Here is a 25504-nt window from a genome sequence, read left to right as displayed (position 1 = left end):
CCCCCCACCTGCGTCAGGTGGGGGTTGTTACCTTTCTCACACTTTCCCACTCACGACTGTTTAGTCCATATCAGCGGCGTTATCCTGCAACGCAAAAACACCGGTGCCGGACAATAATTCTCTCCATATCTCATTAATGGAGTGCAGTTGATGGAAACCAGTAAGCTCACGGTGAAAGAAAAGATCGGCTATGGAATGGGCGACGCCGGATGCAACATCATCTTTGGCGCCATCATGTTGTTTGTTAACTATTTTTACACAGACATTTTTGGTCTGGCACCTGCACTGGTCGGCGTATTACTGCTCTCAGTACGCGTTATCGACGCCGTTACCGACCCTATAATGGGCGCGATGGCCGACCGCACCCGTAGTAAATATGGTCGATTTCGTCCATGGCTTTTATGGATGGCTTTCCCGTACGCGTTATTCAGCGTACTGATGTTTACCACTCCAGAGTGGACCTATAACAGCAAAGTTATCTATGCGTTCGTTACCTACTTCCTGCTATCTATTACTTATACAGCGATCAACATTCCCTACTGCTCGCTCGGCAGCGTCATCACCAACGATCCGAAGGAACGCGTCGCCTGCCAGTCATATCGCTTTGTGTTGGTAGGCATTGCAACCCTGCTGCTGTCCCTCACCTTGCTGCCAATGGCCGACTGGTTCGGCGGGGAAGACAAAGCCAAAGGGTATCAGATGGCGATGGCGGTTCTGGCTTTCATCGGCATGTGTATGTTCCTGTTTTGCTTCGCTACGGTCCGTGAACGCGTGCGCCCTGCTGTCCAGACCAATGACGATTTAAAAGCCGATCTGAAAGACGTGTGGAAGAACGATCAGTGGGTAAAAATTCTGCTGTTAACACTGTGCAACGTCTGTCCGGGCTTTATTCGCATGGCTGCCACCATGTACTACGTGACATGGGTTATGCAGCAAAGCACGCAGTTCGCAACGCTGTTTATCAGTCTTGGTGTGGTCGGCATGATGATCGGCAGTATGTTGGCGAAGGTATTAACCGATCGCTGGTGCAAACTGAAAGTCTTCTTCTGGACCAATATTATCCTGGCGATTTTCTCTGCCGCGTTTTACTTCTTCGATCCGAAAGCCACCATGATGATTATGGTGCTCTACTTCCTGCTCAACATCCTGCACCAAATTCCTTCTCCGCTGCACTGGTCGCTGATGGCGGATGTCGATGACTATGGCGAGTGGAAAACCGGTAAACGCATCACCGGAATCAGCTTCTCCGGTAACCTGTTCTTCCTGAAACTGGGCCTGGCGATTGCCGGAGCGATGGTCGGCTTCCTGCTCTCCTGGTACGGTTACGACGCTGGGGCGAAAGCGCAAAGCGACTCTGCCATTAACGGTATTATGCTGCTGTTTACCATCATACCGGGCGTAGGCTACCTGATTACCGCAGGCGTGGTTCGTCTGCTTAAAGTTGACCGCGAGTTTATGCAGCAAATCCAGACAGATTTAGAAAAGCGCCGCGCCAACTACCGTGAACTGAATGAATACCACGATATAAAAACGACTGAAACCGTAAGGAAAGCCTAATGAATCAGTGGCCAAATCCCTTTATTGAACAGCGTGCCGATCCGTTTATCTTACGTGACGGTAGCCACTATTATTTCATTGCTTCAGTACCCGAATATGACCGACTGGAGATACGCCGGGCCGACTCGCTGGAGGGGTTGCGCACCGCCGCCCCGGTTGTCGTCTGGCGCAAACCAGAAAGCGGCCCCATGAGCCAACTCATCTGGGCACCCGAAATCCATCATCTGGCAGGCAAGTGGTACATCTATTTTGCTGCCACCCACACACAGTCGCTCGACAAGCTGGGGATGTTCCAGCATCGCATGTTTGCGCTCGAATGTGCCGACGCCGATCCGTTGACCGGGCAGTGGACGGAGAAAGGTCAGATTAAAACGCAGTTTGATACCTTTGCGCTTGATGCCACCACCTTTAACCATCAGGGAAAACAGTGGTACCTCTGGGCGCAGAAGTCGCCCGATATCGCCGGAAACTCCAATATCTATCTCGCTGAGCTGGAAAATCCATGGACGATTAAAGGCGAGCCGGTCATGCTAAGTCATCCTGAGTATGACTGGGAATGCCGGGGTTTTTGGGTCAATGAAGGTCCTGCCGTCATGGTTCATGGCGATAAGCTGTTTATCAGCTATTCCGCCAGCGCCACCGATGAGAACTACTGTATGGGATTATTGTGGATTGACCTCAACGCCGATCCGCTCAAACCGCAGAACTGGCACAAATCACCGCGTCCGGTCTTTACCACCAGTTATGAAAACCGCCAGTTTGGGCCAGGACACAACAGCTTTACACAAACGCCGGAAGGTGAAGATGTACTGGTGTATCACGCGAGAAACTACACCGAAATCGAGGGCGATCCGCTGTACGACCCAAACCGCCACACTCGTCTGAAGCTCGTGCGTTGGGACGAAAACGGCATGCCAGATTTTGGCGTGCCGCCTGCTGATACGAACTAAACCGTTGCACTGCCCGGTGGCGCTAACGCTTACCGGGCCTACACGTTTTTTCATTGTAGGCCGGATAAGCATTAGGGCCATCCGGCACAACGCTATACTAATGCCCCATAAATGGTGAGCACCGCAATAACCACCACCACCACAAACGAGGTTTTCTTCGCCAGCGAAACGGCGGCTTTTGGCGTTTCGACTTTATCGGTGTGCGGTTCACGCGCCAGCGAGAACTGCGCCAGACGCGTAAGCACCTGATATTGCGACGTGTGCAGATCCGCAAGCGAGGCAAACCAGGCCGGCAGCGCTTTCTCGCCATGTCCCAGCAGCGCATAGACCACGCCCGCCAGACGCACCGGGATCCAATCCAGCACATGCAGGATCGCATCAATGCCTGATTGCAGACGCTGGTGCGGTGTCTGATAGCGCGCCAGCCAGGACTGCCAGGCGCGTAAAAAGGCATAACCAACCAGCGTCACAGGTCCCCACGGACCACCGACAATCAGCCAAAATAACGGCGCCAGATAAAAGCGGAAGTTGTTCCATAACAGCGCGTTCTGCAGTTCGCGCAAGAATTCACGCTCATCGCAGTCCGGCGGAACCCCATGGATAAGCGTCAGTTCGCTGGCCATCGCATCACGGGCGTGAGCATCATCGCGAGCAGCCGCGTTCAGGTAAGCGTGATAGTGAAGGCGCGCCTTGCCAGCACCGATGCACAGCAAGCCAATTAAGATCCACGCCACCAGCAACGGAACATTAAACAACAGCCCATGAAGTGCGCGCAGTAGCAGAAATGTCACTCCCATCGCAATCAGAGTCATGCCTACCGTACGCATCATCGAAAAATGCTTAATCCGGCGGAAAAAAGCTTCAATCCGGTGATCAAGCTGCCAGTGCTCACCCAGCTTAAACAGGCGTTCAACAATCAACACCAATAATGTTGTAAACAGCGTCATGTCATCTCCTTGTGCGACGAGGGGGTGACCAGGGCGCGGAACCTTGCCCAGTCAAAGGACGGCCCGGGATCGGTCTTACGCTCGGGCGCAATATTGCAATGTCCTGTCATGTTGTTAGCAATGGCCGGATAACGCGTAATCAGAGTATTCGTCACGGCAGCCAGTTGCTGATACTGCGCATCGGTATAGGCCAGCGTATCCGTCCCTTCCAACTCAATACCAATTGAAAAATCATTACAGCGTTCTCGCCCTTGATAGCTCGACACACCCGCATGCCAGGCGCGTTTATCAAAAGGCACATATTGCACGATTTCACCGTCACGGCGAATCAAACAATGGGCTGAAACACGCAGATGGGCGATCCCGGCAAAATAAGGATGGGCGTTGGGATCAATCGTGCCCGTAAACAGCGCGTCTATCCACGGGCCGCCAAACTCGCCGGGCGGCAGGCTGATATTATGCACCACCAGCAGAGAAGGGTTTTCGTCATCCGGGCGGCAATCGTAATGCGGAGAGGGGACGCGTCGCGCCTCTGCCAGCCAGCCCTCGTCTAACAACATGCAGAATCTCCTTATTGGTGGTGCTCATATCAGGTTCAGGGTAGCATGTTTCCACCTTATGATTCGTTAGCAATTTGGAGTTTTATCATGCCGCCTCGCCGCTATAACCCTGACTACCGACGTGACGCGCTGTTGGAACGCATAAATCTGGATATCCCTGCCGCTGTAGCTCAGGCGCTGCGTGAAGATTTAGGCGGAGAAGTTGATGCCAATAACGATATCACCGCACAGCTTTTACCCGAAGACATGCGCTCCCATGCCACCGTAATCACCCGCGAAGATGGCGTTTTTTGTGGAAAACGTTGGGTAGAAGAGGTCTTTATTCAGCTGGCTGGCGATGATGTCAACATCACCTGGCATGTTGAAGATGGCGACAGCATAAAGGCCAAGCAGCCGCTGTTTGAACTGGACGGCCCTTCCCGCGTTTTACTGACCGGTGAACGTACTGCGCTGAATTTTGTGCAGACGCTTTCAGGTGTAGCGAGCGAAGTGCGTAAATACGTCGACCTGTTAGCGGGAACCAAGACCCAACTGCTGGATACGCGTAAAACCCTGCCGGGACTGCGTACCGCGCTAAAATACGCCGTATTGTGCGGCGGCGGCGCGAATCATCGTTTGGGGCTGTCCGACGCCTTCCTGATTAAAGAAAACCACATTATTGCTTCCGGCTCGGTACGTCAGGCCGTCGAAAAAGCCTTCTGGTTGCACCCGGATGTGCCGGTTGAAGTCGAAGTAGAAAGCCTGGATGAGCTGGACGACGCGCTGAAAGCCGGGGCCGACATCATCATGCTCGATAACTTCGAAACTGACCAAATGCGCGAAGCGGTAAAACGCACCAACGGCCAGGCGCGTCTGGAAGTATCGGGCAACGTCACCCATGAAACGCTGCGCGAATTTGCCGAAACCGGTGTGGACTTTATCTCCGTTGGCGCGCTGACCAAACATGTTCGCGCACTCGATCTCTCCATGCGATTTCGCTAATTGCTGATTGTATTGCCCGATGACGCTTCGCTTATCGGGCCTACTACACAGGTTTATTCCGTAAGCCGAATACGGCATTTACACCACCACCCGGCAGTTTCTTCGAGTCTCTTCGCAATTACATTGTCTGACTCTGTAATTTCGTAAAAATCCTCTGAACCCGCTTTCCCGTTTTGTTTTTTGTCTCTCGCCGTCCTCCCGTCGGTTTGCCAAAGTAGCGCCAGCAAACTCAAGGAGCGAACGATGAACAAGCAACGAGGCTTTACGCTTATCGAACTCATGGTGGTGATTGGCATTATTGCCATCCTTAGCGCCATCGGCATTCCGGCATATCAAAACTATCTGCGCAAAGCCGCGCTGACGGACATGCTGCAAACCTTTGTCCCCTATCGCACGGCGGTTGAGCTCTGTGCACTGGAGCATGGCGGAACAAATACCTGCGATGCCGGAACGAATGGTATTCCCTCTCCAACAACTACCCGTTACGTCTCAGCCATGAGCGTTGAAAAGGGAGTTGTCAGTCTTAGTGGGCAGGAAAGCCTGAACGGGCTAAGCATCACCATGACGCCAGGTTGGGACAATGCCAACGGCATTACCGGCTGGAACCGAAACTGCGTCATCCAGAACGACAGCGCATTGCAGCAGGCCTGTGAAGACGTTTTCCGCTTCGATACCCACTAAGGAACAGAGATGAATACCACCCAACTTACGGCACTATGCCAACGTTATCAGGCAATATTACTGGATGCAGACAATGAAGTGGTGCATATCGCCGTCGTAGACGTCCCATCACACGAGCTGCTGGATGCGCTGCATTTTGCCACCACCCGAAGCATCGACATTGTCTGCTGGACACGTCAGCAAATGGAAGGCCACACGCATACACCGCAGAAAATGCTCCCGGCAGTGGTCACGAAAAGCAGCGCCAGCGCAGCAGACTTGCTGAATCAGACGTTTCATTCCGCTCTGACGCAACGGGCTTCTGATATTCATTTTGAACCCGAAGAAAATCACTATCGAATCAGATTACGCGTAGATGGCGTGCTTCACGCTTTACCGGAAGTCACGACCGAGATGGGCATTGCCATCACCGCAAGGTTAAAAGTATTAGGCAGCCTGGATATCGCCGAGCATCGGCTTCCACAAGACGGACAATTTACCGTTGAGATTTCAGGAGAGCCGGTCTCGTTTCGCATCGCCACCCTACCCTGTCGCTACGGCGAAAAAGTCGTGTTACGGCTACTTCATCAGGTCGATCAGTCACTGGAGATCGCGGCGCTGGGAATGCAAGACGCGCAGCTGGCCGCATTTTCGCAAGCCTTGCAGCAGCCTCAGGGGCTGATTCTGGTTACCGGGCCTACCGGAAGCGGCAAAACGGTCACGCTGTACAGTGCGCTGCAAACCCGAAACACCCCGGATGTGAATCTTTGTAGCGTGGAGGATCCGGTAGAGATCCCGATCGCAGGTCTCAACCAGACGCAAATTCACCCACGCGCCGGTTTGACTTTTCAGGGCGTATTGCGCGCGCTGCTGCGCCAGGATCCCGACATTATCATGGTGGGTGAAATCCGCGATGGCGAAACGGCAGAAATAGCCCTTAAAGCCGCACAAACAGGTCATCTGGTTCTTTCTACGCTGCATACCAATTCCACCAGTGAAACGCTGGTGCGCCTGCAACAAATGGGTGTCGCACGCTGGATGATCGCCTCCGCGCTGACGCTCGTTATTGCACAGCGGTTGGTCAGAAAGTTGTGCCCCCATTGCCGACAACGTCAGAGTACGCCTATCACGCTCCCGAAAACTGTCTGGCCTACACCACTACCGAATTGGCAGGCCCCTGGCTGCAAACATTGTTATCACGGATTTTATGGCCGTACGGCATTGTTTGAAGTGCTCCCGGTTACTCCGGCATTACGTCAGAGTATTGCCAGTGGCACATCCGTAGACGAAGTGGAATCTGATGCTCAGCAATCAGGAATGAGAACGCTTTTCGAGAATGGCTGTCAGGCCGTCGAGCAAGGGTTAACGACATTTGAAGAGCTGATTCGTATACTGGGCATGCCTCATGTCCACTAAACAGCTTTGGCGCTGGCAAGGCATTAACAACGAAGGTAAATCGCTGGAAGGCACACTATGGGCCGATACCCGACCGTCATTGATACTGGCTCTTGAGAAACAACAGATTACGCCGCTGCGCATTAAACGTACGCGTGTCAAAACCTCGCACTGGAGCCGAACAAGAAGTGCCGAAACCATACACCAGCTGGCGACATTGCTAAAAGCAGGGTTAACGCTCTCAACAGGGCTAGCTCTGCTTGCTGAACAGCATCCCAGCACTCAATGGCAGGCGCTACTGCGTACGCTGGCTTACGATATGGAACAGGGCATTACCCTCTCCACCTCGTTATCACAATGGCAACACGTTTTTCCGCCCCTTTATCAGGCAATGATCCGTACCGGAGAACTTACGGGTAAGCTGGACGACTGCTGTTTTGAACTCGCCTACCAGCAAAAGAAACAACAGCAACTTGCTGATAAAGTTAAAAAAGCCCTGCGCTATCCGATCATCATCATAACAATGGCGGTGATGGTCGTATTTGCGATGCTGCAGTTTGTACTCCCTGAGTTTGCCGCTATCTACCAGACGTTCAACACCCCGCTACCGGCGCTCACTCAGTGGATTATTACCATCGCACACTGTAGCAGCCAATGGGGATGGCTGGCGGTAGCACTTGGCCTGGTAGCAGTTGCCACACATCATTTGATAAAGCAGAAACCATACTGGCTCATTCTGCGCCAGAAATTGCTGCTCAGCCTCCCGGTCATAGGGCCGATGGTGAGAGGGCAAAAACTCACGCAGATATTCACTGTTCTGGCGTTAACGCAAAATGCGGGCATTCCCTTTTTGCAGGGTCTTGAGAGCGTTACCGAAACGCTGGCTAACCCTTTCTGGTCGCAACGTTTAGCACTGGTTCAGCAGGACATCAGCTCTGGAAAACCGATCTGGTTAGCGCTTAAAAATAGCTGTGAATTCAGCCCATTGTGTATACAGCTGGTCAGAACTGGTGAAGCTTCCGGCTCGCTGGATGCAATGCTGCGTAATCTTGCTCATCACCATGGCGAGAAAACCCTGGCTCAGGCTGAGAATTTGGCTGCATTACTTGAGCCTGCGTTGCTGGTCATTACGGGGCTTATCATCGGTACGCTGGTCGTCGCGATGTATTTACCGATTTTCCATTTGGGAGATGCGATGAGCGGGGTGGGATAGATTCAAATGCCGGATGGCGGCGTAACGCCATCAGGCATTTCACAGAACTAGCTGTTCTTACAGGCTATTGAAAACGCGGTTTTCTTGTTCCTGTACACGAATAAACGTTGTACGTTTGGTCAGCTCTTTCAGACGGGATGCGCCCACATAGGTACAAGCAGAACGCAAACCGCCGAGGATATCGCGAGCGGTATTATCAACCGGGCCGCGCAGTGGCAGCTTGACGGTTTTACCTTCCGCAGCGCGGTACTGTGCAACACCACCTACGTGACGCGTCATGGCAGATTCAGAGCTCATACCGTAGAACAGCATGAATTTCTCACCGTTCTCTTCAACAATTTTGCCGCCACTTTCTTCATGACCAGCCAGCATGCCGCCGAGCATCACGAAGTCTGCGCCGCCACCGAACGCTTTTGCCACGTCACCCGGCATTGTGCAGCCGCCGTCGCTGACAATCATGCCACCCAGACCGTGGGCTGCATCGGCGCATTCAATAACCGCAGAAAGCTGTGGATAGCCAACGCCGGTTTTTACACGCGTGGTACATACAGAACCTGGGCCAATGCCGACTTTGACAATATCAGCACCGGAGAGCACCAGCTCTTCACACATTTCACCGGTGACCACATTGCCCGCACAGATCGTTTTAGTCGGCCATGCTTCACGCGCTTTCGACACGAACTGAACAAAATGCTCTGAGTAGCCATTGGCCACATCAATGCAGATAAAGTTCAACGCGGGGTTGAGCGCCAGAATCTGTTTAGTTTTTTCGAAATCTGCATCAGACGTACCGGTTGAAACCATTACGTGTTTGAGCACATCGGCAGAGCTCTCTGCGATGAAGGCGGCCCAGTCTTCAACAGAATAGTGTTTGTGCACAGCGGTCAGGATGTCGAAGGATGCCAGTGCCGTTGCCATGGCAAACGTCCCGACAGTGTCCATGTTCGCGGCAATAATAGGTACGCCGGACCAGGTCTGACCTGAATGCTTAAAGGTAAATTGACGTTCCAGCTCAACATCGGAACGGCTTTTGAGAGTAGAACGCTTAGGGCGGATAAGAACGTCTTTGAAACCTAACTTCAGATCTTCTTCGATACGCATGTGCGGATTCCTGGGGTTAATGGCGAAAAATCGAAACTCACAACTCCAGTGACGCTATCATACGCACTAATCAATGCCGCGCAAGACTGCGAAATTCTCTTTTTTTACGCTACAATCCCATAAATTTACCTGGCGAATAGTAGGTTAATCCTGCAGCAGCCTCGCCTTCGCACGCATAACTTTTAACTGTTTGATAATCAAACTTAAACTCCAGGATCAGCATCTATGAGGTATACGGTAGCCTTAACCGGCGGCATTGGCAGTGGTAAAAGCACCGTTGCAAATGCGTTCGCTGACCTCGGAATAAACGTCATTGATGCAGATATTATTGCGCGCCAGGTGGTTGAACCCGGCACACCTGCTCTTAAGGCGATCGAAGAACATTTTGGTTCCGACGTTATAGCCGCAGACGGATCGTTGCAGCGACGCATTTTACGCGAACGCATTTTTTCCAATCCTGAGGAGAAAAGCTGGCTGAATGCCCTGCTTCATCCGCTTATTCAGCAGGAAACCCAGCGTCAGTTTCAGCAAGCAACCTCTCCTTATCTGCTATGGGTTGTCCCTTTGCTGGTGGAAAATTCGCTGTATAAAAAAGCCGACCGCGTACTCGTGGTGGATGTCACCCCCGAAACCCAGCTCAGACGCACCATGCAGCGTGATGACGTCACGCGTGAGCATGTTGAACAAATTCTTGCCGCCCAGGCAACGCGTGAAGCGCGGCTGGCCGTGGCAGACGATGTTATTGATAATAATGGCGCACCGGAAGCCATCGCCTCGGATGTCGCCCGCCTGCACGCGCTCTATTTGCAATGCGCGTCGCAGTTTGTCTCACAGGAAAAACCGTAATGCACACCCAGGTCCTTTTTGAACACCCTCTCAATGAGAAGATGCGTACATGGCTGCGCATTGAGTTTTTAATCCAACAGCTCTCCGTTAATTTGCCCATTACTGACCATGCCGGCGCTCTGCATTTTTTCCGCAATATCGGAGATTTACTGGATGTATTTGAACGCGGCGAAGTCCGTACCGAACTCCTCAAAGAACTGGAGCGACAGCAGCGTAAACTCCAGGCCTGGGTCGAAGTTCCCGGCGTCGATCAAAGCAGAATCGACTCTTTGCGTCAGCAGCTAAAAAGTGCAGGCAGCATTCTGATTTCTGCCCCGCGTATTGGACAGACACTGCGCGAAGATCGTCTGATTGGTCTCGTACGTCAGCGTTTAAGTATTCCTGGCGGGTGCTGCAGTTTCGATCTGCCGACTCTGCATATCTGGTTACACCTGGCACAGTCGCATCGTGACGCGCAGGTTGAAACCTGGCTTGCCAGCCTGAATCCGCTCAACCAGGCGCTGTCGCTGGTACTGGATTTAATTCGCAACTCAGCACCGTTTCGTAAGCAAACCAGCCTGAATGGTTTTTATCAGGACAACGGCGAAGATGCAGATCTGCTACGCTTGCAGTTGCCGCTTGATTCGCTGCTTTATCCGCAAATTTCTGGTCATAAGAGCCGTTTTGCCATCCGCTTTATGCCGCTGGATAGCGAGAATGGTCAGGTGCCTGAGCGCCTCGATTTTGAACTGGCGTGCTGTTAAGGAGTCAACATGTCTGAACAAACCATCGTCAACTGCCCAACCTGCGGCAAGCCTGTAGTATGGGCTGAGGTCAGTCCGTTTCGCCCATTCTGCAGCAAGCGCTGCCAGTTAATCGATCTGGGAGAGTGGGCCGCAGAAGAGAAACGCATCCCAAGCTCTGGTGATCTGTCAGAAAGCGACGACTGGAGTGAAGAACAGAAGTAATTCTGCTAAAACGGTGGGCCGGATTAGGCAACGCCGCATCCGGCATTTTATGTTGTTTTGCCTGATGGCGCTGCGCTTATCAGGTCTACGAACTAAAACGTAGGGCGGGCAAGCGTAGCGCCCCGCCATAATTTGCCGGATGCGGCGTTGCCTTATCCGGCCTATAGCGCCATTAGCCAGCAATCAGCTTTTCAATGACCGGTGCATTCGCGGGCGGGAAATCCTGCGCATTCAGAGCATCTTGCGCAATCCACTGCGCCGGTTGCCCCTCTTTTCCCCACGGCTCGCCTTCCCAGCTTTCAACCAGCCAGAACCACAGAGTGATATGCCTGTCCGGAAACTGATACTCCAGCTTTTCGAACAATGAGCTTTGAGTCGGTGTGATCCCCACTTCTTCCTGTAGCTCGCGAATCAGCGCCTGCTCCGGCGTTTCGCCCGCTTCAATTTTCCCGCCGGGAAACTCCAGCTTATTGGCCATGTGGGCATCAGCCGCACGCTGGGTGATAAAAATTTCATGTTGCTGATTACGAATAATCCCGACGGCGATTTGCAGTATTTTCATCTTTATCGTCCATAAAAAAGGCGCAGAATTCTGCGCCTTTTCAGTAAGTTATTTTCTTAGCTCAGACGGCCGTGGCACTGTTTGTATTTTTTGCCAGAGCCGCAAGGACACGGATCGTTACGACCCACTTTACGATCGCCGGTTTGTGCTGCCAGCTCTTCTGCTGCGGCAGAATCGTCGCCTTTATGACTCAACTGCTGCATCTGCGCTAAGCGCTCAGCTTCTTCACGACGCTGCTGCTCCATGGCTTCGACTTCTTCAGGCATACGCACCTGAACTTTGCTCAGGGTGCTGATCACTTCGTATTTCAGTGATTCCAGCATTGACGCAAACATAGAGAAGGATTCACGCTTGTATTCCTGCTTCGGATCTTTTTGCGCATAACCACGCAGGTGGATACCCTGACGCAGATAGTCCATCGCAGCAAGGTGCTCTTTCCACAGGGAGTCGAGAGTTTGCAGCATCACGCCTTTTTCGAAGTGACGCATCATCTCCGCGCCCACAACTTCTTCTTTACGCTGATAAACTTCGATGGCGTTTGCCAGGATACGTTCACGCAGCGTTTCTTCGTGCAGCTCAGGCTCTTTATCCAGCCACTCTGAAATCGGCATCTCAAGATCGAAGTCGTTTTTCAGACGTTCCTGCAGACCCGGGATATCCCACATTTCTTCCAGAGACTGCGGCGGAATATAGGCATCAATAGTTGCTTTGAAGACATCTTCACGGATGCTGTTGATGGTTTCGCTAACGTCAGTTACGTCCAGCAGTTCGTTACGCTGGGTGTAGATAGCACGACGCTGATCGTTGGCAACGTCATCATATTCCAGCAGCTGCTTACGAATATCGAAGTTGCGGCTTTCCACTTTACGCTGCGCGTTAGCAATTGCTTTGGTCACCCATGGGTGTTCAATGGCTTCGCCAGGCTTCATACCCAGTTTACGCATCATGCCTGACACGCGGTCAGAGGCAAAAATACGCATCAGCGCATCTTCCATCGACAGATAGAAACGGGAAGAGCCCGCATCACCCTGACGACCCGAACGACCACGCAGCTGGTTATCGATACGGCGAGATTCGTGACGCTCGGTACCGATAATATGCAAGCCACCGGCAGCTAATACCGCGTCATGGCGAACCTGCCAATCGGCTTTAATCTGCGCGATTTGTTCCGGAGTTGGGTTTTCCAGCTCGGCAACTTCCGCCTGCCAGCTACCGCCCAGTACGATATCGGTACCACGACCGGCCATGTTCGTCGCGATAGTCACGGCTGACGGGTAACCCGCCTGGGCGACGATTGCAGCTTCGTTGGCGTGGAACTTGGCGTTCAGAACATTGTGTTTGATACCCGCTTTGCTCAGCTCGTTAGACACTACTTCCGATTTTTCAATGGAGATAGTACCTACCAGCACCGGCTGGCCATTTGCAGTACGTTCTTTAATATCTTCAATGATCGCCTGAATTTTTTCCGCTTCGGTCATGTACACCAGATCCGGTAAATCCTTACGGATCATCGGACGGTTGGTCGGCACAACCACGGTATCCAGTTTGTAGATGGAGCTAAATTCAAACGCTTCAGTGTCGGCTGTACCGGTCATACCGGCCAGTTTTTCGTACAAACGGAAGTAGTTCTGGAAGGTAATAGATGCCAGCGTCTGGTTCTCGTTCTGGATCTCTACGCCTTCTTTAGCTTCAACAGCCTGGTGCAGACCATCGGACCAGCGACGCCCCTGCATGGTACGACCGGTGTGTTCATCGACGATGATAACTTCGCCGTCTTTCACGATGTAGTCTACGTCGCGGGTAAACAGCACGTGCGCACGCAGTGCGGCAGTCACGTGGTGCATCAGCATAATGTTGCCTGGAGAGTACAGTGACTCGCCCTCGTCCATAATGCCTTCGTTAACCAGCAGCTCTTCAATCAGTACCAGACCACGTTCGGTCAGGTTAACCTGGCGCGCTTTCTCATCAACTGAGAAGTGCCCTTCGCCCTGGAACGTGTCGGAATCTTCCTTCTCCTGACGGATCAGGTGCGGGATGATTTTATTCACTTTTTTGTACATTTCCGAGCTGTCTTCAGCCGGACCGGAAATGATCAGCGGTGTACGCGCTTCATCGATCAGGATGGAGTCGACTTCATCGACCAGCGCATAGTGCAGTTTTCGCTGAACGCGCTCTTCCGGGCTAAACGCCATGTTGTCGCGCAGGTAGTCAAAGCCGTATTCGTTGTTGGTACCGTAAGTAATATCGGCATTGTAGGCTTCACGCTTGGCTGGCGCAGGCAGGCCAGACATGTTGATACCCACGGTCATGCCGAGGAATTCAAACAGCGGGCGGTTATTTTCGGCGTCACGCTGAGCCAGGTAGTCGTTCACGGTAACCACGTGTACGCCCTTCCCGCTTAATGCGTTCAGGTAGGCAGGCAGCGTGGCGGTCAGGGTTTTACCTTCACCTGTACGCATTTCCGCGATGCAGCGATCGTTCAGGACCATACCGCCCAGCAGCTGAACGTCGAAGTGACGCATGCCGAACACACGCTTACTCGCTTCGCGGACCACCGCAAATGCTTCCGGGATCAGGCTCTCAACGCTGGCGCCTTTTTCCAGACGGGCGCGGAATTCAGCGGTCTTCGCTTTCAGCTCATCATCGGAGAGTTTTTCCATCTCCGGTTCCATTGCGTTGATGACATTGACCACTTTGCGCATACGACGCAGCGTACGCTCGTTACGGCTACCGAATACTTTTGTTAATAATTTGATTAGCATAATAAAATCTCAAACGCCCCGCATTGCGGAGTCAAAAATTATAAGTTGGAAGGTTCTTTTTTAGCTGAGACGTTGAGGGCCAGCGCGGATACCCTGCAGCTGACTGATCCAGACCGGAACGCTAAACGCGGCCTGAGAGGTAAAATGGGCGTATGTCACGCGACTCACGGTCGCGGGCTGTCTGCCTTCTTGCGTCAGCATCGCGCTGAGCTTATTCAGTAACGCAAGATGGTGCGCCTGGATTGGCAACGGCTCTTCGGCAACGGGTAGCGCCTGAGGGGCCATAGCAAAAGAAAGATGGCGAATAACCGTACGAATAGCATGCTGATGCCAGTAGTCGACGGTAAAATTCGGGCGGCGATTGGTCGCTTCCAGCAAAGCAAGCTGGTTAAAGTTAACTTTAGCGCCTTGATCGTGATTGCTGGCGGTCGCCTTCGCGGGGGTATTAGGTTCAGCAGCATTACCGAGCGCGGGCAGGCCAAAACTAGCCGCGACCATCCCCAACAGGAGATGCGGCCAGAAGTACCGTCTGCCTAACTGTCGCCAGCGCGTCAGTATTCCACTCACGTTATTGCCACCTGATATACCCTGCGTTTGGGGTTACAAATGCAAAACCATTTTTTGCGCACAAATCTTACCATTAATGCGTTCGCACCACAGCAGTAATGACAGCAAGTCGCGGGTAAATATGCTTAAGAAAGCAGCGATCGAACGGTATTTTAATCTACCTGTGAGGAAAAAGTCGCTTCAGATAAGGTGGTTTGCACTCGGAGGATAAAAAAACGACTGGCTCACCTGGCCGGAGAGAGTGCCAGATTTACCAGTCGAATTTATGCGACAGCGTATGTCGTTATGCCAGTACAGTCGATGGTGCTTTGAACGCCAACGGCAGTTCTGCATCGTCCTGGAAGGTCACATATTCCCAGGCTTCCTGTTTTGCCAGGACCGCCTGCAACAGTTTGTTATTCAATGCGTGACCGGATTTATACGCGGTAAATGCACCAATAATATTGTGACCACACATGAACAAGTCACCGATCGCGTCGAGCATTTTGTGACGAACGAATTCATCTTCAAAACGCAGGCCGTCTTCGTTCAATACGCGATAATCGTCAACAACGATGGCACAATCGAAGCTGCCGCCCAGGCACAGGCCGCGGGACTGCAGATATTCGATATCACGCATGAAGCCGAAAGTACGCGCACGGCTGATCTGACGCATGAACGCATCCGCAGAGAAGTTCATCGCGTAGCGCTGCGTGCTGGAGTCGATCGCCGGATGGTTAAAGTCGATGGTGAAATCCAACGTAAAACCATTATACGGCTTAAACTCAGCCCACTTATCGCCATCTTCGACACGAACGGTCTCTTTGATGCGAACAAATTTTTTGGCGCTGCTCAGTTCTTCAATACCTGCATCAAGCAGCAGATAAACGAACGGAGCGGCACTGCCATCCATGATCGGGATTTCCGGTGCGTTAACTTCAATAACGATGTTATCGATACCTAAACCCGCCAGAGCAGCATTAAGGTGCTCTACGGTTGAAATCCGTACATCATGCTCATTGACCAGACACGTACAGAGCATGGTATCACGCACAGATTTGGCATCGGCCGGGAAATCTACCGGAGGATTCAAGTCGGTGCGACGATAGATGACCCCGGTGTTGGCCGGCGCAGGGCGTAATGTCAGGGTGACTTTTTTGCCGGTATGCAAACCGACGCCAGTCGCCTGAACGATACGTTTAAGAGTCCTTTGTTTGATCATCGTATAATCTCGCCAAATTACCTATCCAACCGAAGTGTACTATACATTCGGTGGGCCAGTTTAGCACAAAGAGCCACAATTCCCAAATTCCAGCTAATTCTTAATCAGCTTGCTTACGCAGGAATGCTGGGATATCCAGATAATCCGGCTCTTTGGTGGTTTGCGGCGTATTGTCGTTAACCACTTTCGCTACCGGTTTCTGCTCTTGCGTCAACGGCGCCATGCCGTGCTGCTGGTAACGATCCATTACCGGCTGCTGTACCTGCTTGTTGGTCACCAGAGTGATTTCAGGACGTTTGTCCATACCAATTCCAGTTGCAACAACGGTGACGCGCAGTTCGTCGTTCATATCCGGGTCCAGAGAGGTACCGATAACCACGGTCGCATTATCCGATGCAAAGGCACGAATCGTGTTACCGACGGTTTCGAACTCATCCAGACGCAGGTCGAAGCCCGCAGTAATGTTGACCAGCACGCCGCGCGCACCAGACAGATCGATGTCTTCCAGCAGCGGAGAAGAGATAGCCATTTCAGCCGCTTCTTCTGCACGGTCTTCACCGCTTGCCACGCCTGAACCCATCATCGCGTAGCCCATTTCGGACATCACGGTGCGCACGTCTGCAAAGTCGACGTTCATCAGGCCCGGACGAGTAATCAGTTCAGCGATACCCTGGACTGCGCCTTTCAGCACATCGTTCGCTGCGCCAAACGCATCCAGCAGGGAGATACCGCGACCCAGCACTTTCAGCAGTTTGTCATTAGGAATAGTGATCAGAGAGTCCACATGTTTGGACAGCTCGGTGATACCCTGCTCCGCGAATGCCATACGCTTCTTACCTTCAAAGTTGAAAGGCTTGGTCACGACAGCAACGGTCAGAATACCTAAATCTTTTGCTACTTCAGCAACCACTGGCGCTGCACCGGTACCGGTACCGCCGCCCATGCCAGCTGCGATAAACACCATGTCTGCGCCGTCAAGCGCTGCACGCAGAGCTTCACGATCTTCGTCTGCCGCATTACGGCCTACTTCCGGGTTTGCACCCGCGCCCAGACCTTTGGTGATGCCGCTACCAATCTGAATGGTCTGTCCAACCGCCGTTTTACGCAACGCCTGAGCGTCGGTATTCACCGCGAAGAATTCAACACCTTCGATGCGCTCGCGCACCATGTGTTCAACGGCATTACCGCCGCCGCCGCCGACGCCGATGACTTTAATCACCGCGTCATTGGTAAGTTCCATAGGTTCAAACATAGTTTCTCTCTCCGTTGTGCCTGTCGCCTGAGACCGTTAATGTGCGTTGGTCTCTTTAAAAATTAAAACTCTTTTCGCAGCCAGCTATTGAGTCGTTTGATCCACGAGCCAACTGATGCCGTAACGCGTTTTTCTACTTCAGCCTCACCACTCAAATGGGATTCTTTCCCGTAGTGAAGCAGCCCCACTGCCGTTGAATAATAAGGCTCCTGGGCATAATCCGTCAGACCAGTGATATTCAGCGGTGCACCAATACGTACTTGCGTATGGAACACGCGCTGTGCGCAGGCCGCAAGACCTTCAATTTGCGCAGCGCCACCGGTTAACACAATCCCCGCCGCCAGATGATGTTTCACACCCTGCTGGCGAAGCTGTTCTTGTAATTGCAAAATTTCTTCGTTGACCAGGTTGAGCAGCTCGGTATAACGCGGCTCAATGACCTCTGCCAGGGTCTGACGTTGCAGGCTACGCGGTGGACGACCACCTACGCTTGGCACTTCAACGCTTTCGTCTTTACCCACGATGGAGCCCAGTGCGCAACCATGACGCACTTTGATGGCTTCAGCATCGCTCGGCGGCGTACCAAAGGCATACGCGATATCGCTGGTCACTACATTCCCTGCATAAGGGATAACTTTAGTGTGGCGCAACGCCCCGCCAGTATAAACGGCGATGTCCATTGTACCACCACCAATATCCACCACGCAGACACCCAGCTCACGTTCATCTTCCGTCAACACGGAATAACTGGCTGCCAACCCGGCAAAAATCAGTTGGTCAACTTTCAGACCACAACGTTCAACGGCTTTGACAATGTTCTTTGCCATGTCGTTGTGGCAGGTAATAAGATGGACTTTTGCCTGCATACGCACGCCGGAAAGACCGACCGGATTTTTAATGCCTTCCTGGTAGTCGATGGCGTATTCCTGCGGAATAACGTGCAGAACACGATGTTCATCGCGAACGCGTACGGATTTTGCCGTATGTACCACGTTTTCCACATCTTCCTGCGTCACTTCCTCTTCGGAAATGGGCACCATACCAATTTCATTTTGACAGCTAATATGTTTACCGGAAAGTGCCAGATACACCGAGGAAATCTGGCAATCTGCCATCAGTTCAGCCTGGTCAATGGCGCGCTGTACGCACTTCACCACTGACTCAAGGTCATTCACCCCGCCTTTATCCATACCTCGCGATGGGCAACTGCCCACGCCAATGATATTGACCATACCGTCGGGCAGAACTTCCCCTACTAAAGCGGCTACCTTCGCGGTGCCAATCTCCAGTCCAACTACCAGTTTTCTGTCCGTCGCCTTGATCATTGTTGTTCTGCCTGTGCCTGATTCTGTTGCTGATTAGATTCCTCAGGAGGCAAGGGAACCCAGCCTACTGCCGCTCCTGAGTCATAACGCAAATCAACGTAGCTAATCCGTTTGCCATCGGTTTGCGCCTGCTGCTGTAAAACCGGGTAGAGTTCCACAAAGCGAGCCAAACGTTTTATCGTATCGCCCCTGCCCAGATTCAGCTTAATATCGTTATTCAGCGTCAACTGCCAGGAACGACGAGCGGTCATCGCCGCTTCCTTCAGGGTGAATCTATCCTTAGCCAGCACCTGCCCCATATCGCGGAACCCTTGCAACACTTCACTTGCGCTGCCTTCCGGTCCATACAACATGGGTAATACCTGCTTATTGGCCCGACCGGTTGGAACACTGAACGTATTTCCTTCAGCATCCACCATATGCTGGTCATTCCAACGCGCAATGGGCACATATTCAACCAGATGAATCTTCAATTCATCGGGCCATTGCTTTCTGACGCTCGCCTGTTTAATCCAGGGGAGGCGTTCAATTTGACTCTGAATGATGTTCACATCCTGAGTCATAAAGGTTCCCGGAGCGCCCAGTGCCAAAATGGACTGACGAATATCGTCATTGCGCGTGTAATGCCGTTCGCCGGTTAACACCAGTTTCGATAAAGGCAAACGTTGCGCATCTTCCATCCATCCCAACACTACCCAGCCGCTGACAAACACGGTGCACAGCACTGTCAGCAGGAACAATATTCCTGCAAGACGCGTTCCATTATTGCGGCGTGAGGAGTTTACTTCTTCTTCATCACCGTTTCGCGTGTTCAGCGCAGCCTGCGACATATCAGTCCGCCAACTCCAGAATTCTTACCACCAACTGCGAGAAGCTCAGGCCCGCCTGACGCGCCGCCATCGGCACCAGACTGTGGCTGGTCATACCCGGAGAGGTATTCGCTTCCAGCAGATAAAACTGGCCATCGCTGTCCAGCATGACGTCAATGCGACCCCAACCTTTACAGCCCAATGTGGTCCACGCTTTCAGGACTAATTCCTGTAAACGGGCCTCTTGTTCGACTTCCAGACCGGCAGGGCAGAAATATTGTGTCTCATCAGAGAGATACTTCGCCTCATAATCATAGAAGGTTCCCGCAGGTTGGATACGTATTGACGGTAAAATTTCTTCACCAAGTATCGCAACTGTAAATTCCGGGCCACTGAGCCATTTTTCGATCAGTACTTCTTCATCATGCTGAAAAGCCAATGCTAATGCACCATGCAAAGCATTTTCTTCTTCAACTTTTGACATCCCTACGCTTGAGCCTTCACGGCTGGGCTTCACAATCAGCGGCAAACCTAGCGCAGAAATCTCCGTAACCACCTCATCATTAAGGCCTTTTTCGAACTCAGCGCGGGTCAATGCGACCCAAGGCGCGACCGGTAAACCGGCCCCCTGCCACAGTAGTTTGCTGCGCAGTTTGTCCATCGAAATCGCAGAAGCCATGACGCCACTACCGGTGTACGGCAGACCAATCAGCTCCAGCATGCCCTGCAACGTGCCATCTTCACCACCACGACCGTGCAGCGCAATAAACACCTTTTGAAAACCCATCGATTTCAAAAGCGTGACATCAACCTCTTTTGGGTCAATTGGATGAGCATCCACACCACCTTCGCGTAACCCTGCCAGTACGGCCGCGCCGGAATTCAGCGAAACGTCACGCTCTGCGGAGGTTCCCCCTAACAGGACCGCGATTTTATCAGCCATGTTGTTCTTCCTCCGGGTTTTGCGGCTTCAGTTTGATTTCAGCTAAGGAACGCGCGATTTTGCCGATATTTCCAGCGCCCTGCACCAAAATCAGATCGTTGCCGGTTAATACCGGCGCCAGCATGTCTGCCACCTGAGCCGGATCGGAAACCAGAATCGGGTCGATCTTACCGCGACCACGGATCGTACGGCACAGCGAGCGGCTGTCGGCTCCTGGAATCGCGGCTTCACCCGCGGCGTACACATCCAGCATCAACAGTGCATCGACCTGAGTCAGCACGTTGGCAAAGTCGTCATACAGATCGCGAGTACGCGTAAAGCGGTGCGGCTGGAATAGCATCACCAAATTTTTGTCCGGCCAGCCCGCGCGTGCAGCTTTAATCGTGGCATCCACTTCCGTAGGGTGATGACCATAATCATCCACCAGCATCGCCGTCCCGGCTTTACCGTTTACCGGCTCAAGCGGGAATTCGCCGAGGAAGTCAAAACGTCGTCCGGTGCCCTGGAAACTTTCCAGCGCGCGCAGAATTGCGTCGTCTTCAATGCCTTCTTCTGTTGCAACTGCTACCGCCGCCGCCGCGTTCAGCGCATTGTGACGGCCCGGTGCGTTCAACGTCACGCGTAAATCGGCCATCCCCTGACGCAGCAGCGTGAAGTGTCCTTGTGGACCAATCTGCTGGTAATCTTCGACGCGCACATCAGCATCATCGCTGAAACCATAGGTTGTGGTTTGACGACCAACTCGCGGCAACAACTCGCGGATCACCGGATCGTCAACGCACATCACCGCACGACCATAAAACGGCAAGTTATGCAGGAAATTAATAAACGTCTGCTTTAAATTTTCGAAGTCGCCATGGTAGGTATCCATATGATCGGCTTCGATATTGGTAACAATCGCTACCATCGGCTGCAAATGCAGGAACGACGCATCGCTCTCATCCGCCTCCGCTATTAAATAACGGCTATGACCCAGACGCGCATGGACGCCTGCGGCCTTCACCAGACCGCCGTTGACAAACGTCGGATCCAGCCCCGCTTCCGCGTAGATACTGGAGACCATCGCTGTGGTCGTGGTTTTACCGTGCGTCCCGGCAATGGCGATACCGTGACGAAAACGCATTAACTCCGCCAGCATTTCAGCACGACGGATCACCGGAATGCGCGCTTCATGCGCCGCAACAATTTCCGGGTTATCCGCAGAAATGGCGCTGGATACCACCACCACGCTCGCATCGCGCACGTTTTCCGGGCGATGGTTGAAGAAAATCGTGGCGCCCAGATTCGTCAACTGCTGCGTCACCGGGTTCGGCGCTAAGTCAGAACCGCTGATCTGATAACCTTCGTTGGCCAAAACTTCGGCAATACCGCCCATACCAGCACCACCGATGCCGATAAAGTGAATGTGCCGAACGCGACGCATTTCGGGCACGATAGAACGCAGTTTTGCCAGTTGTTGTGTATTCATTCTTTAGCCATTAACTTCTTAGTTCATGCGATGCAAAAGGCATCACCACAATTACGCCCGGGCAGCCCGGCTCACTTCATTAGCAACACGCTCTGTAGCATCCGGAATGGAAGCGGCGCGCGCACGTTCTGCCATGGTTAATAAGGTTTCTCGCGACCACCCGGAAAGGGTGTTAGCGATGGCATCCACAGTAAACTGCGGCTGCTCAAGAATTTTGGCGGCGCCCGCTTTCTCCAGCGGCAGCGCATTCCAGTACTGCTGTCGGTCTTTATGCTGAAAAGGTACAAACAGCGCAGGTAAACCCGCAGCGGCAATTTCGCTTACCGTCAGCGCGCCGGAGCGACAAACTACGATATCCGCCCACGCGTAGGCGGCTGCCATATCATCAATAAACTCAGTGACCTTGTGCTGCGGTTGTCCCGCGTCGGCATACGCCTGTTCAACGGTTTGCTGCGCGCCTTTGCCACTCTGATGCCAGATAGTCACCGCGTCACCAAGCTTTGCGGCAACCTGCGGCATCGTCTGGTTCAATACGCGTGCGCCCTGAGATCCCCCGACGACCAGCACGCGAACCGGGCCTTCACGCCCCGCCAGACGCGCTTCGGGCAACGGCAGCGCCAGAACGTCGGTGCGTACTGGGTTACCCACCACTTCCGCATTCGGGAAAGCGCCAGGAAAAGCCTGCATCACCTTCGTTGCAATCTTCGCCAGCCACTTGTTAGTTAATCCCGCAATGCCGTTCTGCTCATGCAGGACAACCGGAATGCCTAATGACCAGGCAGCCAGACCGCCAGGGCCGGACACGTAACCGCCCATCCCCAGCACCACATCAGGCTTAAACTGCTTCATGATGGCGCGCGCCTGACGCCAGGCATTAAAAATACGCACGGGGGCGGCAAGCAGCGCGTTGACACCTTTGCCACGCAAACCGGAGATGCGAATAAAGTCAATTTCAATGCCATGCTTCGGCACTAAGTCCGCTTCCATACGATCGGCGGTGCCCAGCCAACGAACCTGCCAGCCCTGGGCCATTAAATGGTGCGCGACCGCCAGCCCCGGGAACACATGCCCGCCGGTACCGCCTGCCATCACCATTAACCGCTTCGGTTGACCACTCATCGTGCACCTCGTGTAAACGCCTGGGCTTTTTCCAGACGCGTTTCATAATCAATACGTAACAAAAACATGATGGCCGTCGACATAATCAACAAACTGGAACCACCATAACTGATCAGCGGTAACGTCAGACCTTTTGTTGGCAGCATACCTGCTGCCGCGCCGACGTTTACCAGGGCCTGGAAGCTAAACCAAATCCCGATGGAGCAGGCTAAAAAGCCTGAAAAACGGTGGTCAATTTCCAGTGCTTTGCGACCGATCGACATCGCGCGAAAAGCGACGAAGAATACCATTAAAAGTGCCAATACCACACCGATATAACCCAGCTCTTCCCCAATGATGGCGAAGATGAAGTCGGTGTGCGCTTCCGGTAAATACTCCAGTTTTTGCACTGAATTACCTAACCCCTGACCCCAAACCTCACCGCGACCAAAAGCCATCAGCGATTGCGTTAACTGATAACCGCTGCCAAACGGATCTTCCCATGGGTTCCAGAAGGAGGTTACGCGGCGAATACGATACGGTTCGGCAAGGATCAGCAGCACCACCGCCGAAATCCCCATGCCGATAATGGCAATGAACTGCCACAGTTTCGCGCCAGCGAGAAACAGCATCGCCAGCGTCGTGACAAACAGCACCACCACCGTACCAAGGTCAGGCTGCGCCAGCAGTAAGACTGCCAACACCAGAATCACACCCATCGGTTTTAAGAAGCCGCGCAGGTTATTACGCACTTCATCGACTTTACGCACCAGGTAGTTAGCGAGATAACAGAACAGCGACAGCTTGGTGAATTCCGCAGGCTGAATACGCAGTGGACCCAGCGCGATCCAGCGCGATGCCCCGTTAACTGAGCTCCCCACCACCAGCACGATCAACAACATGATGATCGAGGCGATCAGCATCGTCGTGCTGTACTTTTGCCAGAACTCCATCGGCAGACGCAGCGTCACCATCGCCAGACAGAACGCGAGGAAGATATACAGCGCGTCACGCTTAGCAAACAGGAAAGGATCGCCTGCCAGGCGTTGCCCTACGGGCATCGATGCCGATGTCACCATCACAAAACCGATCGCTGCCAGACCAAAAGTCAGCCACAGCAGCATGCGGTCATACATGATCAGGCTGTCCGCGTCTTTATCACGCGAAGCCATCACCCAGCCTTTAAGTGCCGCGAAGATCCACGCCAGGACACCCAGTCCCGGTACGCGCGGCATTTTCAGACGAGGGAGAGAGAATCGCATCAACCCAACTCCTTCGCTAAACGGGTAAAGACGTCACCGCGTTGCTCAAAGTTCTTGAACTGGTCAAGGCTGGCGCAGGCTGGCGACAGCAACACCATATCACCCGGCTTCACACGCGGTGCGAGCAGACGCATTACCTGCTCCATGGTTTCAGTGTGTTCCGCAACCTCAGGACGCAGAGCAGCAAGCTGTGCGCCATCGCGACCAAAGCAGTAAAGACGAATGTTGTCGCCAGTCAGGTAGCGTTGCAGCGGCGTAAAGTCGGCGGATTTCCCATCGCCGCCCAGCAGCAGGTGCAACGTACCGTCAACGTGCAGGCCATTCAGTGCCGCTTCGGTGCTGCCAACGTTGGTGGCTTTTGAGTCGTTGATCCAACGCACACCGTTATGATTCAGTACCAACTGGAAACGATGCGCCAGACCGGTAAAGGTAGTCAGCGCTTTCAGGCTGGATGCCCGCGGCAGACCCGCAGCATCCGCGAGCGCCAGCGCCGCCAGGGCGTTGGTATAGTTATGCTGGCCGGTAAGCGTCATCTCTTTCACGTTCAGGACTTTTTCACCCTTCACCCGCAGCCAGGTTTCACCCTGCTGACGATTGAGATGATAGTCACCCATGTTGATGCCAAAGCTCACGCAGCGCTCATCCGCCCCGCGAATCGGCATGGTCAGCGCATCATCGGCATTAACCACGCACACTTTCGCATTCTCATAGACGCGCAGTTTGGCCGCACGGTACTGCTGCAAGCCAAACGGATACCTGTCCATATGATCTTCGGTGACGTTCAAAATGGTGGCGGCTACGGCCTGTAAGCTGGAGGTTGTCTCCAGCTGGAAGCTCGACAGCTCCAGTACATACAGCTCACGTTCGTCATCCAGCAGCATCAGCGCGGGCAGACCGATATTTCCGCCAACACCCACGTTCACACCAGCCGCTTTCGCCATTTCTCCCACCAACGTGGTGACGGTGCTTTTCCCGTTGGAACCGGTGATCGCGACGATCGGCGCCTGCGCTTCACGACAGAACAGCTCGATGTCACCGACAATTTCGATCCCTGCATCAGCAGCGGCGCTCAGAGAAGGATGCGCCAGGGCAATACCA

24 protein-coding genes are annotated in these 25504 nt (G+C 53.2%); 9 read left to right on the top strand and 15 right to left on the bottom strand.

Annotation, left to right across the window (positions count from 1 at the left end):
- The first annotated feature begins 150 nt into the window (after positions 1-150).
- Together FDW94_RS11045 and FDW94_RS11040 are read left to right on the top strand one after the other, a co-directional pair.
- Positions 151-1557: an MFS transporter gene (locus tag FDW94_RS11045; RefSeq protein ID WP_003829494.1), complete on the top strand. Its 1407-nt coding sequence runs from the start codon at positions 151-153 to the stop codon at positions 1555-1557.
- Complete coding sequence (locus FDW94_RS11040; RefSeq protein WP_008786208.1) at positions 1557-2507, top strand: family 43 glycosylhydrolase; 951 nt, start codon at positions 1557-1559, stop codon at positions 2505-2507. Before FDW94_RS11045 ends, FDW94_RS11040 begins: the two co-directional genes overlap by 1 nt.
- A gap of 92 nt (positions 2508-2599) precedes the next feature.
- Here the strand turns inward: FDW94_RS11040 and ampE are convergent, their stop codons facing one another.
- Positions 2600-3454, bottom strand: a complete 855-nt coding sequence (gene ampE, locus FDW94_RS11035) for a beta-lactamase regulator AmpE (protein WP_003829498.1) — start codon at positions 3452-3454, stop codon at positions 2600-2602.
- Positions 3451-4014, bottom strand: a complete 564-nt coding sequence (gene ampD, locus FDW94_RS11030) for a 1,6-anhydro-N-acetylmuramyl-L-alanine amidase AmpD (RefSeq protein WP_008786207.1) — start codon at positions 4012-4014, stop codon at positions 3451-3453. The genes ampE and ampD overlap by 4 nt, the downstream gene beginning before the upstream one ends.
- 87 nt (positions 4015-4101) lie before the next feature.
- Between ampD and nadC the strand changes: the two genes are divergently transcribed.
- The 4 genes from nadC to hofC all read left to right on the top strand — a co-directional run bounded on the left by nadC (position 4102) and on the right by hofC (position 8263).
- Positions 4102-4995, top strand: a complete 894-nt coding sequence (gene nadC, locus FDW94_RS11025) for a carboxylating nicotinate-nucleotide diphosphorylase (protein WP_137377579.1) — start codon at positions 4102-4104, stop codon at positions 4993-4995.
- A gap of 243 nt (positions 4996-5238) precedes the next feature.
- A complete protein-coding gene (gene ppdD / locus FDW94_RS11020; protein WP_032942370.1) occupies positions 5239-5676 on the top strand; it encodes a prepilin peptidase-dependent pilin in 438 nt (145 codons plus the stop codon).
- Between the two features lie 9 nt (positions 5677-5685).
- Positions 5686-7071, top strand: coding sequence for a type II secretion system protein GspE (gspE, locus tag FDW94_RS11015; protein WP_137377578.1), 1386 nt, complete (start codon positions 5686-5688; stop codon positions 7069-7071).
- Entirely contained in the window at positions 7061-8263 is a 1203-nt protein-coding gene (hofC, locus tag FDW94_RS11010; RefSeq protein WP_137377577.1) for a protein transport protein HofC, read from the top strand. Before gspE ends, hofC begins: the two co-directional genes overlap by 11 nt.
- Positions 8264-8320: 57 nt before the next feature.
- Here hofC and FDW94_RS11005 read toward each other — a convergent pair whose 3' ends face one another.
- Positions 8321-9364, bottom strand: a complete 1044-nt coding sequence (locus FDW94_RS11005) for a GMP reductase (RefSeq protein ID WP_003829510.1) — start codon at positions 9362-9364, stop codon at positions 8321-8323.
- A gap of 225 nt (positions 9365-9589) precedes the next feature.
- Here FDW94_RS11005 and coaE point away from each other — a divergent pair, with 225 nt between their 5' ends.
- The 3 genes from coaE to yacG are packed head-to-tail and all read left to right on the top strand — an operon-like array spanning position 9590 to position 11157.
- Entirely contained in the window at positions 9590-10210 is a 621-nt protein-coding gene (coaE, locus tag FDW94_RS11000) for a dephospho-CoA kinase (RefSeq protein WP_003829511.1), read from the top strand.
- Complete coding sequence (zapD, locus tag FDW94_RS10995; RefSeq protein ID WP_008786201.1) at positions 10210-10953, top strand: cell division protein ZapD; 744 nt, start codon at positions 10210-10212, stop codon at positions 10951-10953. The genes coaE and zapD overlap by 1 nt, the downstream gene beginning before the upstream one ends.
- Before the next feature lie 9 nt (positions 10954-10962).
- Positions 10963-11157: a DNA gyrase inhibitor YacG gene (gene yacG, locus FDW94_RS10990; RefSeq protein ID WP_003018740.1), complete on the top strand. Its 195-nt coding sequence runs from the start codon at positions 10963-10965 to the stop codon at positions 11155-11157.
- Between the two features lie 172 nt (positions 11158-11329).
- Here the strand turns inward: yacG and mutT are convergent, their stop codons facing one another.
- The 12 genes from mutT to murD form a co-directional block, all read right to left on the bottom strand.
- Positions 11330-11719 carry an 8-oxo-dGTP diphosphatase MutT gene (mutT, locus tag FDW94_RS10985; protein WP_008786200.1) on the bottom strand — a complete coding sequence of 130 codons (390 nt, stop codon included), beginning with the start codon at positions 11717-11719 and terminating at the stop codon, positions 11330-11332.
- 56 nt (positions 11720-11775) lie between these two features.
- Positions 11776-14481: a preprotein translocase subunit SecA gene (gene secA / locus FDW94_RS10980; protein ID WP_008786199.1), complete on the bottom strand. Its 2706-nt coding sequence runs from the start codon at positions 14479-14481 to the stop codon at positions 11776-11778.
- Positions 14482-14541: 60 nt separating this feature from the next.
- Positions 14542-15048, bottom strand: a complete 507-nt coding sequence (gene secM / locus FDW94_RS10975; RefSeq protein ID WP_137377576.1) for a secA translation cis-regulator SecM — start codon at positions 15046-15048, stop codon at positions 14542-14544.
- A gap of 283 nt (positions 15049-15331) precedes the next feature.
- The gene (gene lpxC, locus FDW94_RS10970) at positions 15332-16249 is read right to left on the bottom strand and encodes a UDP-3-O-acyl-N-acetylglucosamine deacetylase (protein ID WP_006686706.1); all 918 of its coding nucleotides are present in this window, start codon (positions 16247-16249) and stop codon (positions 15332-15334) included.
- Positions 16250-16349: 100 nt separating this feature from the next.
- The gene (gene ftsZ, locus FDW94_RS10965) at positions 16350-17501 is read right to left on the bottom strand and encodes a cell division protein FtsZ (protein WP_003018753.1); all 1152 of its coding nucleotides are present in this window, start codon (positions 17499-17501) and stop codon (positions 16350-16352) included.
- A gap of 62 nt (positions 17502-17563) precedes the next feature.
- Positions 17564-18826, bottom strand: a complete 1263-nt coding sequence (ftsA, locus tag FDW94_RS10960) for a cell division protein FtsA (RefSeq protein ID WP_003018755.1) — start codon at positions 18824-18826, stop codon at positions 17564-17566.
- Positions 18823-19656: a cell division protein FtsQ gene (ftsQ, locus tag FDW94_RS10955; RefSeq protein WP_003018758.1), complete on the bottom strand. Its 834-nt coding sequence runs from the start codon at positions 19654-19656 to the stop codon at positions 18823-18825. Before ftsQ ends, ftsA begins: the two co-directional genes overlap by 4 nt.
- A 1-nt stretch (position 19657) precedes the next feature.
- On the bottom strand, positions 19658-20578 hold the full coding sequence (locus FDW94_RS10950) for a D-alanine--D-alanine ligase (protein ID WP_032942366.1): 921 nt from the start codon (positions 20576-20578) through the stop codon (positions 19658-19660).
- Entirely contained in the window at positions 20571-22046 is a 1476-nt protein-coding gene (gene murC / locus FDW94_RS10945) for a UDP-N-acetylmuramate--L-alanine ligase (protein ID WP_137377575.1), read from the bottom strand. The genes FDW94_RS10950 and murC overlap by 8 nt, the downstream gene beginning before the upstream one ends.
- 51 nt (positions 22047-22097) lie before the next feature.
- The gene (gene murG / locus FDW94_RS10940) at positions 22098-23165 is read right to left on the bottom strand and encodes an undecaprenyldiphospho-muramoylpentapeptide beta-N-acetylglucosaminyltransferase (RefSeq protein WP_137377574.1); all 1068 of its coding nucleotides are present in this window, start codon (positions 23163-23165) and stop codon (positions 22098-22100) included.
- On the bottom strand, positions 23162-24406 hold the full coding sequence (gene ftsW, locus FDW94_RS10935; RefSeq protein ID WP_003829529.1) for a cell division protein FtsW: 1245 nt from the start codon (positions 24404-24406) through the stop codon (positions 23162-23164). Before ftsW ends, murG begins: the two co-directional genes overlap by 4 nt.
- On the bottom strand, positions 24406-25504 hold a 1099-nt coding region (gene murD, locus FDW94_RS10930), incomplete at its 5' end, for a UDP-N-acetylmuramoyl-L-alanine--D-glutamate ligase (RefSeq protein ID WP_249358422.1). The genes ftsW and murD, both read right to left, overlap by 1 nt.

The organism is Citrobacter sp. wls757 (genome assembly GCF_005280935.1).
GTDB classification, from domain to species: Bacteria; Pseudomonadota; Gammaproteobacteria; order Enterobacterales; family Enterobacteriaceae; genus Citrobacter; species Citrobacter portucalensis.
Note: the sequence above shows the minus strand (reverse complement) of the source record. Positions and strands in the feature narration are given on the sequence as shown.

Bases quoted from the DNA above. Each gene is read 5' to 3' on its own strand.
- FDW94_RS11045 (WP_003829494.1), top strand. From the start codon at position 151: ATGGAAACCAGTAAGCTCACGGTGAAAGAAAAGATCGGCTATGGAATG.
- FDW94_RS11005 (WP_003829510.1), bottom strand. From the start codon at position 9,364: ATGCGTATCGAAGAAGATCTGAAGTTAGGTTTCAAAGACGTTCTTATC.
- coaE (WP_003829511.1), top strand. From the start codon at position 9,590: ATGAGGTATACGGTAGCCTTAACCGGCGGCATTGGCAGTGGTAAAAGC.
- yacG (WP_003018740.1), top strand. From the start codon at position 10,963: ATGTCTGAACAAACCATCGTCAACTGCCCAACCTGCGGCAAGCCTGTA.
- hofC (WP_137377577.1), top strand. From the start codon at position 7,061: ATGTCCACTAAACAGCTTTGGCGCTGGCAAGGCATTAACAACGAAGGT.
- murG (WP_137377574.1), bottom strand. From the start codon at position 23,165: ATGAGTGGTCAACCGAAGCGGTTAATGGTGATGGCAGGCGGTACCGGC.
- FDW94_RS11040 (WP_008786208.1), top strand. From the start codon at position 1,557: ATGAATCAGTGGCCAAATCCCTTTATTGAACAGCGTGCCGATCCGTTT.
- ppdD (WP_032942370.1), top strand. From the start codon at position 5,239: ATGAACAAGCAACGAGGCTTTACGCTTATCGAACTCATGGTGGTGATT.
- FDW94_RS10950 (WP_032942366.1), bottom strand. From the start codon at position 20,578: ATGGCTGATAAAATCGCGGTCCTGTTAGGGGGAACCTCCGCAGAGCGT.
- ampE (WP_003829498.1), bottom strand. From the start codon at position 3,454: ATGACGCTGTTTACAACATTATTGGTGTTGATTGTTGAACGCCTGTTT.
- mutT (WP_008786200.1), bottom strand. From the start codon at position 11,719: ATGAAAATACTGCAAATCGCCGTCGGGATTATTCGTAATCAGCAACAT.
- lpxC (WP_006686706.1), bottom strand. From the start codon at position 16,249: ATGATCAAACAAAGGACTCTTAAACGTATCGTTCAGGCGACTGGCGTC.
- ftsW (WP_003829529.1), bottom strand. From the start codon at position 24,406: ATGCGATTCTCTCTCCCTCGTCTGAAAATGCCGCGCGTACCGGGACTG.
- ftsA (WP_003018755.1), bottom strand. From the start codon at position 18,826: ATGATCAAGGCGACGGACAGAAAACTGGTAGTTGGACTGGAGATTGGC.
- murC (WP_137377575.1), bottom strand. From the start codon at position 22,046: ATGAATACACAACAACTGGCAAAACTGCGTTCTATCGTGCCCGAAATG.
- zapD (WP_008786201.1), top strand. From the start codon at position 10,210: ATGCACACCCAGGTCCTTTTTGAACACCCTCTCAATGAGAAGATGCGT.
- ftsZ (WP_003018753.1), bottom strand. From the start codon at position 17,501: ATGTTTGAACCTATGGAACTTACCAATGACGCGGTGATTAAAGTCATC.
- ampD (WP_008786207.1), bottom strand. From the start codon at position 4,014: ATGTTGTTAGACGAGGGCTGGCTGGCAGAGGCGCGACGCGTCCCCTCT.
- ftsQ (WP_003018758.1), bottom strand. From the start codon at position 19,656: ATGTCGCAGGCTGCGCTGAACACGCGAAACGGTGATGAAGAAGAAGTA.
- nadC (WP_137377579.1), top strand. From the start codon at position 4,102: ATGCCGCCTCGCCGCTATAACCCTGACTACCGACGTGACGCGCTGTTG.
- secA (WP_008786199.1), bottom strand. From the start codon at position 14,481: ATGCTAATCAAATTATTAACAAAAGTATTCGGTAGCCGTAACGAGCGT.
- gspE (WP_137377578.1), top strand. From the start codon at position 5,686: ATGAATACCACCCAACTTACGGCACTATGCCAACGTTATCAGGCAATA.